14 protein-coding genes are annotated in these 12,014 nt (G+C 62.7%); 10 read left to right on the forward strand and 4 right to left on the reverse strand.

Translation table 11 applies throughout. The features are described 5' to 3' along the window. From sctD to sctU, 10 genes are all read left to right on the forward strand, one after another. Positions 1-590: type III secretion system inner membrane ring subunit SctD (gene sctD, locus DBP26_RS26645; RefSeq protein WP_112235856.1), on the forward strand; the 590-nt coding region annotated here is incomplete at its 5' end. Beyond that, positions 587-1,936, forward strand: a complete 1,350-nt coding sequence (locus DBP26_RS26650) for a FliI/YscN family ATPase (RefSeq protein WP_108576374.1) — start codon at positions 587-589, stop codon at positions 1,934-1,936. The genes sctD and DBP26_RS26650, both read left to right, overlap by 4 nt. A gap of 2 nt (positions 1,937-1,938) precedes the next feature. Beyond that, complete coding sequence (locus tag DBP26_RS26655; RefSeq protein WP_108576375.1) at positions 1,939-2,385, forward strand: YscO family type III secretion system apparatus protein; 447 nt, start codon at positions 1,939-1,941, stop codon at positions 2,383-2,385. A 6-nt stretch (positions 2,386-2,391) separates the two neighbouring features. Next, positions 2,392-2,940 carry a type III secretion system HrpP C-terminal domain-containing protein gene (locus tag DBP26_RS26660; protein WP_108576376.1) on the forward strand — a complete coding sequence of 183 codons (549 nt, stop codon included), beginning with the start codon at positions 2,392-2,394 and terminating at the stop codon, positions 2,938-2,940. Then, complete coding sequence (locus tag DBP26_RS26665) at positions 2,937-3,671, forward strand: type III secretion system protein (RefSeq protein ID WP_108240632.1); 735 nt, start codon at positions 2,937-2,939, stop codon at positions 3,669-3,671. The genes DBP26_RS26660 and DBP26_RS26665 overlap by 4 nt, the downstream gene beginning before the upstream one ends. Beyond that, positions 3,661-4,074: a FliM/FliN family flagellar motor switch protein gene (locus DBP26_RS26670; protein WP_108240631.1), complete on the forward strand. Its 414-nt coding sequence runs from the start codon at positions 3,661-3,663 to the stop codon at positions 4,072-4,074. Before DBP26_RS26665 ends, DBP26_RS26670 begins: the two co-directional genes overlap by 11 nt. Continuing rightward, positions 4,071-4,724 carry a type III secretion system export apparatus subunit SctR gene (gene sctR / locus DBP26_RS26675; protein ID WP_108240630.1) on the forward strand — a complete coding sequence of 218 codons (654 nt, stop codon included), beginning with the start codon at positions 4,071-4,073 and terminating at the stop codon, positions 4,722-4,724. Before DBP26_RS26670 ends, sctR begins: the two co-directional genes overlap by 4 nt. Positions 4,725-4,731: 7 nt before the next feature. After that, positions 4,732-4,998 (forward strand): type III secretion system export apparatus subunit SctS, encoded by a 267-nt coding sequence (gene sctS, locus DBP26_RS26680; RefSeq protein ID WP_108240629.1) that lies wholly within the window; start codon positions 4,732-4,734, stop codon positions 4,996-4,998. Continuing rightward, positions 4,999-5,793: a type III secretion system export apparatus subunit SctT gene (gene sctT / locus DBP26_RS26685; protein ID WP_108240628.1), complete on the forward strand. Its 795-nt coding sequence runs from the start codon at positions 4,999-5,001 to the stop codon at positions 5,791-5,793. 31 nt (positions 5,794-5,824) lie between these two features. Beyond that, positions 5,825-6,901 (forward strand): type III secretion system export apparatus subunit SctU, encoded by a 1,077-nt coding sequence (sctU, locus tag DBP26_RS26690; RefSeq protein ID WP_108240627.1) that lies wholly within the window; start codon positions 5,825-5,827, stop codon positions 6,899-6,901. A 66-nt stretch (positions 6,902-6,967) separates the two neighbouring features. On the opposite strand, the gene DBP26_RS26695 is transcribed toward sctU, so the two are convergent. The 4 genes from DBP26_RS26695 to DBP26_RS26710 all read right to left on the reverse strand — a co-directional run bounded on the left by DBP26_RS26695 (position 6,968) and on the right by DBP26_RS26710 (position 11,002). Beyond that, positions 6,968-7,888 (reverse strand): LysR family transcriptional regulator, encoded by a 921-nt coding sequence (locus DBP26_RS26695; RefSeq protein ID WP_108240626.1) that lies wholly within the window; start codon positions 7,886-7,888, stop codon positions 6,968-6,970. 139 nt (positions 7,889-8,027) lie between these two features. Further along, a complete protein-coding gene (locus tag DBP26_RS26700; protein ID WP_108240625.1) occupies positions 8,028-8,540 on the reverse strand; it encodes an AraC family transcriptional regulator in 513 nt (170 codons plus the stop codon). 204 nt (positions 8,541-8,744) lie between these two features. After that, positions 8,745-8,942, reverse strand: coding sequence for a YbdD/YjiX family protein (locus tag DBP26_RS26705; protein WP_108240624.1), 198 nt, complete (start codon positions 8,940-8,942; stop codon positions 8,745-8,747). Further along, complete coding sequence (locus DBP26_RS26710; RefSeq protein WP_108240623.1) at positions 8,942-11,002, reverse strand: carbon starvation CstA family protein; 2,061 nt, start codon at positions 11,000-11,002, stop codon at positions 8,942-8,944. The genes DBP26_RS26705 and DBP26_RS26710 overlap by 1 nt, the downstream gene beginning before the upstream one ends. Positions 11,003-12,014 lie beyond the last annotated feature (1,012 nt).

Consider the following 12,014-nt stretch of genomic DNA (forward strand, 5'->3'; position numbering starts at 1 on the left):
AAAAAGTCGAGTCGCGTTCGCGCCTGCTCAATCGCACCACAGGCATCGTGGTAGGGGTGCTGCTGGGCATCGCCGGAAGCGCCTGGAGCCTGACGCGCAGCAGTGCGCCGGCACCGGCGATCACTGCAATGGCAAGCCCGGCCCCGGCACAGAGCCAGCCCAGGCCCGACCCAGCCGAGGCCATGGCCCATCCACGCAAGCGACTGGCGAGTGTCGAGGAGGCCCGCCGCCAGCTCGCGACCATGCTCAGTGACCGGCTGCTCAGCGAGGTCAACGTCCAGGCGTCGGCTGAAGGCCTGGAGCTGAGCGGCAGCCTGAAGCCTGAATCGCAACGGGTTTACCAGCGCATGCTGCAACGTTTCAAGGAGCGTTACGACACGCCGGTGGCCTTGATCGACAACGTCACGGCGTCCAGCAGCGGCCTGCCGTTCACCATTGTGCAGATCATGTCCGGCCCTCATGCCCATTTGGTCACGGCCGACGGCCATCGCTTGTACATCGGCGATGAGCTCAATGGCCTGCGCCTGACCCGCATCGACGACGATCGCATCCAGTTCGATGGCGAGCGGCACTATGAGGTGAGCTGGTGAACGCCGCCTTCGACCCGTGGAAGTCCGCCCATGCCCGGCGCTTACGGGCTGTGAGTGCGGTGCGCGCCAGCGGCCGGGTCAGCGCCGTCAGCGGGATCCTGCTGGAGTGCCAGATCCCGGCGGCCAAGGTCGGCGACCTGTGCGAAGTGAGCAAATCCGACGGCAGCAGCATGCTTGCGGAGATCGTCGGCTTCACTCGCGACTGCACCCTGCTCAGTGCCCTGGGCACGCCGGACGGTATCCAGGTCGGTGCCCACATTCGGCCGCTCGGCATGGCGCATCGCATTGGTGTCGACGACAGCCTGCTGGGCAGCGTGCTCGATGGTTTTGGCCGCCCCTTGCTGGAGGATTCCGAAGGCGCGTTCGCCGGGCCGGATGATCGCCGTGTGACCCTGCCTGTCATCGCCGACGCATTGCCACCGACCCAACGCCCACGCATCACCCAGGCCTTGCCCACCGGCGTGCGGGCCATCGACAGCGCCATTCTGCTAGGGGAAGGTCAGCGCGTGGGGTTGTTCGCGGGCGCCGGCTGCGGCAAGACCACGCTCATGGCCGAGCTGGCCAGGAACATGGCGTGTGACGTGATCGTGTTCGGCCTGATCGGCGAACGGGGTCGCGAGCTGCGCGAATTTCTCGACCATGAACTGGATGCCACCCTGCGCAGCCGCTCGGTGCTGGTCTGCGCCACGTCGGACCGTTCGAGCATGGAGCGTGCCCGCGCCGCGTTCACGGCCACCGCCATTGCCGAAGCCTATCGTGAACGCGGCATGAAGGTGCTGTTGTTGCTCGACTCGCTGACCCGCTTCGCCCGCGCCCAACGAGAGATCGGCATCGCCGCGGGCGAGCCCTTGGGCCGGGGCGGTCTGCCGCCATCGGTTTATACCCTGTTGCCTCGCTTGGTCGAGCGCGCCGGGATGAGCGAAACCGGCTCGATCACAGCGCTGTACACCGTGTTGATCGAACAGGACTCGATGAACGACCCGGTGGCCGACGAAGTGCGTTCGTTACTCGACGGCCACATCGTGCTGTCGCGCAAACTCGCCGAACGTGGGCACTACCCGGCCATCGACGTGCAGGCCAGCATCAGTCGGATCCTCAGCAACGTCACCGGGCGTGAACACCAGCAGGCCAACAACCGGCTCAGGCGACTCATGGCAGCCTACAAACAGGTGGAAATGTTGCTGCGCCTGGGCGAATACCAGCCGGGCAGCGACCCGGTGACGGACTGCGCCGTGCAGTTGAACGAACCGATCAATGCGTTTCTTCGCCAGGATCTGCGCGAACCCGTACCCCTGGAAACGACCCTGGAAGCCTTGATGCAGTTGACGTCTCAGTTGCCGGAGTGACCATGGAAGAAGAACTGGAAATCGATCCGCAGCAACTGGCGATGACACAGGTGATTGCCGTGCTTACCCCCTTACGCCAACACCGCCAGGCCAGTGCCGAACGGGCCCAGCGCCGGGCACAACGCGCTCTGGATGAGTTGCACGCGCAGTTGCAGGCCACGCGCGAAGCGTTGAGCCAGGAGCGGGCCAATCAACGGGAAAGACGGCAGGCGCTCAGTCAGGCCAACCTCAATCAAGCCATGGCACTGAACGACCTGGAGCGCTGGCACGAGAAAGAACACCGCATGCTCGACCGATTGGCGTACATCCGCCAGGACGTCGAACGGCAGCGGCTCGGGATAGACGCCCAGCAACAACTTCTGGAGCAGGCACGTGCCGAGGCCAAGGCCTCTCAGCGTGCCGTGGAAAAACTGGCCTGCCTGGCCGAAGCCCTCGACGAACAAGGTTGACTGGCCATGAACACGCCCATCAAAGCCCCGCCTCGCCCCGCACCTCCAACCCCGCAACGCCCGGCTCAGGCCGAGTTCCCTGGCCCGAGCGACAAGCGCCCAGCCCTGAGCGTTCGTCGCGGCGATCTGGATCGCCTGCGCTCGTTTTCCGATGAGAGCCGTTCCGGTGAGGCGGTGGCTGCTGACGGCCTGTTCTTCTCGCAATTGCTGGTGCCGTCGGTGGATGAAGCGCCTGACCACTCTGGTTTCGGTGGCGGCAGCCTGTTCCTTGCACAGGCAAGCGACAGCGTGCCCACGCAATTGGTCGACGAACTGGCGCAACGTTTGCCCCTGCAACCCGACGGCCCTTTCAACGTCACGCTGCTGATGCCTCACCTCGGCCGGGTGCAGGTCAATGCCAACAAGCGGGACAACCAGTGGAACATTGAACTAGCGTTCGCTCGGCGTGGGGCGCTAAAGCGCCTGCAACCGCACCAGCGTGCCTGTGAGCAAGCACTCACGGACGCGCTCGGTCAGGATGTGGCGCTGTCCTTCGAAGAGGGGCTACCCGCATGAGCCGTTTGACCTTGCGCACCGTCGGCGCCGCGCAGGCCCAATTCAGCCGTCGTCTGGGCGCAGGCGCCCGCCTGGCCTTCAGCGCACACGGGCTGACGGGCACACTCACCCTTCGCCCCCTGCTCGCCGTCACTCCCGAATACACAGACCTTGCGGCTTTCCAAAGCGCGCTCGGCCCCTTCAGGCTCAGCGACGCCGAAGCGTTGCTCAGCCTGCTCGGCGATTTGCCCGTCACGCTCGATGGCGACCACCAGCCCTGGTACTGGCAAGCCCTCAATCAACGCTTTAGCCCGCAGATCGCGGAACTGCTTGGGCCCCTCGCGCCACTCAGCGGTATCACTGCTCCATCGGTGGGCGCTCAGGCCGCCGAGCTGAGCTGTCGTATCGAGTTGGGTCTGGGCGAGCAACGGGTTCACGGCGTGCTCTGCGCCACAGCCGAGGTGTTGCTGCGCTGGCTGGACGCTGCGCCATGGACAGCCCGGTTGGTCGAGGTGAATGAAGACTGGCCGGTCCACACACCGTTGGAACTGGGCGGTTTGTCCTTGACGCTGGCGCAACTGGCCTCGCTGCAACCCGGCGATGTCGTGTTACCCACGCATCCCCGGTTCGACAGCCAAGGCCATGGTCGCCTGCATCTGGGCGGGCAGCATTGGGCAGTGCAGACCGACAGCCATGACCGGCAGTTGTACGTACGTTTCAGCCATGAGGAAGCTCAGGAAAATGACCCATGACGCGCTCTATGACGAAGAGCTGGACACCTCGATCGGCGATGACGATGAGACGTCGATCGAGCAGGACGAACACCACCTCAGTGCGCCGTTGAACGAAGAGGCCGAATGGCCAGCCGAGGAAAGCCCCTACCCCGTCCATGAACAGCCTCAGGCAGATACCGGCTTTGAGGCGCCAGACCCCATCGATCAGTTGTCGATCGACCTCACGCTGCGCTGCGGCAGCCTCAACCTCACCCTTGGCGACTTGCGCCGGATAGCGGCCGGTACGGTGCTCGAAGTCAGCGGCGTGATGCCCGGCTTCGCCACCTTGTGCCATGGCGAACGGGTGGTCGCCGAGGGTGAACTGGTGGATGTCGACGGTCGCCTGGGCCTGCAGATTCTCCGCATGGCGTCGCCGGCATGATCATGGACGGGATGAACCCGGTCATGCTGGCGCTGTTTCTGGGCGCCCTGTCGCTGATTCCGTTTCTGCTGATCGTCTGCACGGCGTTTCTGAAGATCGCCATGACCCTGCTGATCACCCGCAACGCCATCGGCGTCCAGCAAGTGCCGCCCAACATGGCGATGTACGGCATCGCGTTGGCAGCGACGATGTTTGTCATGGCACCCGTGGCCCATGAAATCCAGCAGCGGGTTCACGAGCATCCGCTGGAAATGGGCAGCACCGACAAGCTGCAAGCCAGCGCGAACACGATCATCGAACCGCTGCAACGCTTCATGACGCGCAATACCGACCCGGATGTCAGCGCCCACCTGCTGGACAACACCCAGCGCATGTGGCCCAAGGAGATGGCGGACCAGGCGAGCAAGAGTGATCTGTTGCTGGCTGTGCCCGCATTCGTGCTGTCGGAATTGCAGGCTGGGTTTCAGATCGGCTTCCTGATCTACATCCCGTTCATCGTCATCGACCTGATCGTCTCCAACCTGCTTTTGGCCCTGGGCATGCAGATGGTGTCGCCCATGACCATTTCGCTGCCGCTCAAACTGCTGTTGTTCGTCCTGGTGCAAGGCTGGACGCGCCTGCTCGACAGCCTCTTTTACTCGTACATGTGAGACGGCCATGGAAGCGTTGGCGCTGTTCAAGCAAGGCATGTTTCTGGTGGTGATCCTGACCGCGCCGCCGTTGGGCGTGGCGGTGTTGGTGGGGGTGATTACTTCGCTGGTGCAGGCACTGATGCAGGTTCAGGATCAGACCCTGCCCTTTGGCATCAAACTGGCGGCCGTCGGCCTGACGCTGGCCATGACCGGGCGCTGGATCGGCGTGGAGTTGATCCAGTTCATCAACATGGCGTTCGACCTGATCGCCCGATCCGGGGGCATGCACTAGATGCCTTTCGATGCCCAAGGCCTGTTCGAACTGATGCTGGGCATGGGCCTGGCGGCCGCTCGCCTGTTGCCGTGCATGATTCTGGTCCCGGCCTTTTGCTTCAAATACCTCAAAGGGCCGCTGCGTTACGCAGTGGTGCTGGTGGTGGCGATGGTACCGGCACCGGCGATCAGCCGCGCGCTGTCCTCGTTCGAAAACGACTGGTTCTCCATAGGCGCCCTGCTGCTCAAGGAAGCGGTGCTCGGCACCCTGATCGGGTTGCTGTTGTACGCCCCCTTCTGGATGTTCGCCTCGGTGGGCGCGTTGCTCGACAGCCAGCGGGGCGCCCTGAGCGGCGGCCAGCTCAACCCCGCCCTGGGGCCGGATGCGACGCCCCTCGGCGAGCTGTTTCAAGAAACCCTGATCATGCTGGTCATCCTGTCCGGGGGCTTGTCGCTGATCACCCAGGTCATCTGGGACAGCTACCAGATCTGGCCACCCACCGCCTGGTTGCCGGGCATGACCGCGGACGGCCTGAACGTATTTCTCGAGCAGCTCAACCAGACGCTCCAGCACATGATGCTCTATGCCGCACCCTTCATCGGCCTGCTGCTGTTGATCGAGGCTGCGATGGCGATCATCGGGCTGTACGCGCAGCAACTGAACGTCTCGATTCTCGCCATGCCCGCCAAAAGCATGGCCGGGATCGCCTTTCTGCTGATCTATCTCCCCACATTGTTGCAACTGGGCAACGGTCAGATTCTGCAACTGGCCGACCTCAAGCACCTGTTGCCGCAACTGGTGCCGCAACCATGACCGCACCACGTTCCGGGAGCGGGAAACCGTCATGAGTGAGAAAACCGAAAAGGCCACGCCCAAACAACTGCGCGACGCCCGGGAGAAAGGTCAGGTCGGACAAAGCCAGGACGTCAGCAAGCTGTTGATTCTGCTGGTGGTCAGCGAGATCACCATGGGCCTGGCCGATGAAAGCGTCGAGCGTCTGCAGCATTTGCTGGCGTTGTCGTTCGGCGGTATCGGCAAGCCGTATCTGCACACCCTGGAACAAGTGGCCAGCGAAGGCGCGACGGTGTTGATCGGCTTCATTCTCAGCAGTGTCGGCATGGCGATGTTGATGCGGCTGGTGGGAAGCTGGGTCCAGATCGGCTTTCTGTTCGCGCCCAAGGCGCTGAAAATCGACATCAACAAACTCAACCCATTCGCCCATGCCAAGCAGATGTTTTCTGCGCAGAACCTCACCACCCTGCTTCTGAGCGTGCTCAAGGCGGCGGCGATCGCCGCGACGCTTTACGCGGTGGTCAAGCCCTCCCTGGGCGCACTGATTCTATTGGCCAACACCGATCTCACGACCTACTGGCATGCGCTGCTGGACCTGTTCCGCCACATCCTGCGGGCAACGCTGGGTTTGCTGCTGGTGATCGCCATGGCGGACTTCGCCCTGCAGAAATACTTCCACGCCAAGAAACTGCGCATGAGCCACGAGGACATCAAGAAGGAATACAAGCAGTCCGAGGGCGACCCGCATGTCAAAGGCCACCGTCGGCAACTGGCCCATGAGCTGCTGAACCAGGCACCCACCGCGCCCCCCAAACCGGTGGAGGACGCCGACATGCTGGTGGTCAACCCGACCCACTATGCCGTTGCGCTGTATTACCGTCCCGGCAAGACCCCGCTGCCACAGATTCACTGCAAAGGCGAAGACGACGACGCGCTGGCGCTGATCGCCCGCGCAAAAAAAGCCAACATCCCGGTGGTCCAGAGCATTTGGCTCGCGCGCACGCTGTACAAGGTCAAGGCCGGCAAATACATCCCCCGCCCCACGCTGCTGGCAGTCGCACACATCTACCAAGTGGTGAGGCAATTGGAAGAAGTCACCGATGAGGTCATTCGGATCGAGGACGCTTGATCTACGAGGCTACGCCCCCTGGTTCAGGGACAGGGCAGTCTCGCAATCCGCATCACAGTTACCTCTTCACGGCATCGGGCGCGTTTCCTGGGACATGAATTCGTAGATACGCGAACGCAGCCAGCGTTCGGCTGGGTCGTTGTCGTGCACGCCGCTCCAGACCATCGATAACTCTGCGGGCTCGATCGGGAACGGCGGGTCTTCGGCCCTCAGCGCACAGCCCTCTACCAACGCGCAGGCGGCATAATCCGGGACGGTGGCGATCAGTTCGGTTCCGGCCAGCAAGGCACGCAGGCCACTGAATTGCGGCACCGCCACCACCACTCGCCTTGCCCGCCCGACCTTGGCCAGGTCAAGGTCGATGTTGCCGGTCAGGTCGCCGGAGAACGACACCATCGTGTGCGGGCGCTCGCAGTAATCGTCCAGCGTCAGCACCCCAGGGCGCTTGTCGCCGCGCAACACTTTGACCGTGATGTCCCGCAGTTTCCTGCGTTTGGCGTTGGCGGGCAGTTCAGTGGTGTAGCTGATGCCCACCGAAATTTCACCTGAGGCCAGCAGCGAGGGCATCAGCAGATAATTCGCCCGCCGCACCACCACGATGATGCCTGGCGCCTCCTCCCGCAGGCGCGTCAGCAGTGGCGGAAACAGACCGAACTCTGCATCGTCGGACAGGCCGATGCGGAAGATGTCGCAACTGGTGGTCGGGTCGAACTCCTTGGCCCGGCTGACCGCCCCGGAGATGGTGTCCAGCGCCGGTTGCAGCTCTTTGAGAATGTCCAGCGCGCGGGCCGTCGGCTCCATCGCGCGACCATTGCGCAACAGCAGCGGGTCGTCGAACAGGTCGCGCAGGCGGGCCAATGCCGCGCTGATCGCTGGCTGGCCCATGAACAGTTTCTCGGCGACCCGCGTCAGATTGCGTTCGAACATCAAGGCTTCGAAGATCACCAGAAGGTTCATGTCGACGCGGCGCAGGTCATTGCGGTTCATGGATCGGTTCCGGGATAAGCGTAGGAAGAAGTGCCTTGACCGAAGCGGAAAAGACGACTGCAGCGAATATACCTCGACAGGTGTACACCACAATCCCCCGCTGCGATTGGACCGTTGTGCTCTGCGTCGACGTTCTCCTTCAGCCCGCGCAACGGACGTCGGCCCGGGTGGTCGTGCGGCGCCAGTTGAAGGGGGTGATGCCCACCGACCGGGTGAACACCCGGGTGAAATGCGACTGGTCGGCGAAACCACAATCCAAGCTGATCTGCGAGATCGTCAGACCGGAGTCGCTCAGCAGCCCCTTGGCTTTGTCCAGCCGCAACTGCAGGTACCAATCCCGGGGAGAGAGGCCGGTATTTTTCTTGAACGCGCGAGAAAAATGGCTGCGCGACAGCGAGCACTCGCTGGCGACCTGGGCGATCGACAAACCCTTGTCCATCTGGCTCGACATCAATTCCTTGGCCCGTCGCTCCTGCCAGGGAGAGAGTGCAACCTTTTCAGCGGGTGTTTCAAGGTCCTGCCTACGCTCCTCGGCCACCAGACGCGCAGACAGTTCCTGCACCACCTGTTCGAGCAACACCTGTTCGCCGCCCGGCAGGGCACGAATGGATGTCAGCAGCGAGCGAAACAGCGAAGGATCGAATGCGTTCATTCCGGACTCTCCAGATCACGAGGTGGACGGTTCACAGAGTCTGGTGGGGCGAATGCTTAAAGTCTTTCTCGGGGTATTAAACGTTCTGAAGGATTAATAAGGAGCAGCGCTCATGCCCTTGGAACGGCGCGTTTCAGGAGGATTAAGGCTTAAACGAAAAACGCCACGACGGGGCGTGGCGTTTCTTTCGGACTCAACGACGGCTCAACAACACTTGGGCCCCGCCTTACCACCGTAGCGCGCATCCTGGCGTTCGCGGAAGAACGCCTCATACGACATCACCGGTTGGTCGGGGTGGGTCTTGGTCATGTGCTCGACGTAGTTGTCGTAGTCAGGCATGCCCACCATCAGCCGGGCCGCCTGCCCAAGGTATTTGCCGAGGCGACTCAGGTCATTGAACATCAGCGCGCTTCCGGCATGGCCTGGAAGGGGGATTCCTTGTCGCTGCGCTCTTTCTTGACCCAGGCGGCACGACCGACCTTGATCGCGTAGAACAGGATGCTCAGCACCACGAACAGGAACAGCGTGGTCAATGCCGCGTTGGTGTACGCGTTAAAGATCACGTGTTGCATCTGATCGACCGTCTTCGCCGGGGCGAGGATCTGGCCCGCGTCCGCCGCAGCGCTGTATTTCTTGGCCAGGGCCAGGAAGCCAACGGCGGGGCTTGGATCGAACAGCTTGATCAAGCCTGCGGTCACGGTGCAGATCAACAGCCAGGAAGCAGGCAGGATGGTGACCCACGCGTACTGCTGGCGCTTCATCTTGATCAGCACCACCGTCGCCAGCATCAACGCGATCCCGGCCAGCATCTGGTTGGAGATCCCGAACAGCGGCCAGAGGGTGTTGATGCCGCCCAGCGGATCGATTACGCCTTGATACAGCAGGTAACCCCACAGCGCGACGCAGCCACCGGTTCCAATCACGTTGGCGGTCCAGGATTCGGTGCGTTTCAGCGCGGGTACGAAGCTGCCCAGCAGGTCTTGCAGCATGAAACGACCGGCGCGAGTACCGGCATCGACCGCCGTCAGGATGAACAAGGCTTCGAACAGGATCGCGAAGTGGTACCAGAACGCCATGGTGTTCTCGCCTGGCAGCACCTGGTGCAGGATCTGCGCGATCCCGACGGCCAGGGTCGGTGCGCCACCGGCACGGGCCAGCACCGTGTTCTCGCCGATGTCCTTGGCCGTGGCGATCAGGGTGTCAGGGCTGATGGCAAAGCCCCAACTGCTGATGGTCTGCGCCACGGCAACCGGATCGGCACCGACCACGGCGGCCGGGCTGTTCATGGCGAAGTACACGCCTGGGTCGATGACCGACGCGGCGACCATTGCCATGATGGCCACGAAGGATTCCATCAGCATGCCGCCGTAACCGATGTAACGGGCGTTCTTCTCGTTATCCAGCAACTTCGGTGTGGTGCCCGAGGAGATCAACGCATGGAAACCCGACACCGCACCGCAGGCGATGGTGATGAACAGGAACGGGAACAGGCTGCCTTTCCAGACGGGGCCGGAACCGTCGGTGAACTGGGTCAGTGCTGGCATTTTCAGCTCGGGCGCCAGGATCAGGATACCGATGGCCAGCGCGACGATGGTGCCGATCTTCAGGAAGGTCGACAGGTAATCACGCGGCGCCAGCAGCAGCCAGACCGGCAGCATGGCGGCGATGAAGCCATAGCCCACCAGCATCCAGGTGATCTGCACGCCCGTGAAGGTGAAGGCATGCGCCCATTCCGGGTGCGAGGCCACTTGACCACCGGCCCAGATCGACAGCAGCAACAACACCACGCCGATGAGGGAAATTTCGCCAATGCGGCCCGGACGGATGTAGCGCATGTACACGCCCATGAACATCGCGATCGGGATGGTCGCCATCACCGTGAACATGCCCCACGGGCTTTCGGCCAGGGCCTTGACCACGATCAGTGCCAGCACCGCGAGGATGATGATCATGATCAGGAAGCAGCCGAACAGGGCAATGGTCCCAGGTATGCGGCCCATCTCCTCGCGCACCATGTCGCCCAGCGACCGGCCATTACGGCGAGTGGAGAGGAAAAGGATCATGAAGTCCTGCACCGCGCCAGCGAGCACCACCCCGGCGATCAGCCAGAGCGTGCCGGGCAGGTAGCCCATCTGCGCCGCCAGTACCGGCCCGACCAGCGGGCCTGCCCCTGCGATCGCCGCGAAGTGGTGGCCGAAAAGAATGTGTTTGTTGGTGGGAACGTAGTCCAGGCCATCATTGTTGATCACTGCCGGAGTCGCCCGGGTCGGATCGAGTTGCATGACGTGGTTGGCGATGAACAGGCTGTAGTAGCGATACGCAACCAGGTAAATGGCTACGGCGGCGACGACAATCCAGAGGGCGTTGATGGCCTCGCCGCGGCGCAGCGCGACGACACCCAGGGCGCAGGCCCCTAGGGCTGCAACGGCGAACCAACCCAGGTGTTTGGTCAGTCGGGTCATGGTGGGTCTCCTGCCGAAGCTCATGGCTGCGGCGTCATTGTTATTGTTTGATCCGGGGTACCGGAGCGTCGCCACTATCCGCGCAGTTGTCAGCCAGAGAAATTGGTAATACTACGGTTGCGTCTGCGTAGTACTACGCAGAGACGCAGTTGCGGATGGATCAGCCCTCGGTGTCGGGATCCGTATGGCCTGGTTATGGGTGCCGCTGAGATCGGGGGTAGATCCGTTTGTGCGTGGGCAGGGAACTAGGGTTTCGCCCCTTAACGGGCGACTCCATTTTGTCTTGGCAAAATGGAGGAAAACCGCTTGCTCCTGGTTTGGCCCTGACTGCGTCAGGGTTCCTTCCCTCCGGTGCCGCTCCGTGGGCACGCCGCGGACGGCCATCCATGGCCGCGCGGCTCTCGCGGCTCCCGGCCGCTCAGCCCACTCCACGACACCTCCGCTCAGCCTGCACCCAAGTCGCGTTCGGCGGTGGCTGGGCTGTTTGTGTAGGAAGAGCAAGAGCGAAGAGCGAAGAGCGAAGCGTCTTTTGGTTCAGGGAATGGGTTGATCGTGCTTTACTTTTGCTTTTGCTTTTGCTTCTAGTGCGCGACAGTCCAGACACCACGGACCGCGACTTGGGTGCCGGCCGAGTGGAGGCGTTGCGCAGTGGGTTGAGCGGCCGGGAGCCGCGAAAGCCGCGCGGCCATGGATGGCCGTCCGCGGCGGGCCCACGGAGCAACGCCGGAAGGAGGGAACCCGGCGCAGCCCGGCCAAACCAGGAGCAAGCGGTTTCCCCCATTTGCCAAGACAAATGGGGCCGCTGTAAAAGCGGAACGGTGAATCAGCGTCACCCTCGCCGATGGATCAGCCCTCGGTTCCGGGACCCGTATGGCCTGGTTAAGGGCGCCGCTGAAATGGAGAGCAGATCCGTTTGCGCGTGGACTGGGAGCTAGGGTTTCGCCCCTTAGAGGGTGTTTACATAAACATGGCTTCTACTAGGCTTTGCATATCGCTATTTCGTTAGAGGTGC

The sequence above is a fragment of the Pseudomonas sp. RIT409 genome, assembly GCF_003052515.2.
GTDB lineage: Bacteria > Pseudomonadota > Gammaproteobacteria > Pseudomonadales > Pseudomonadaceae > Aquipseudomonas.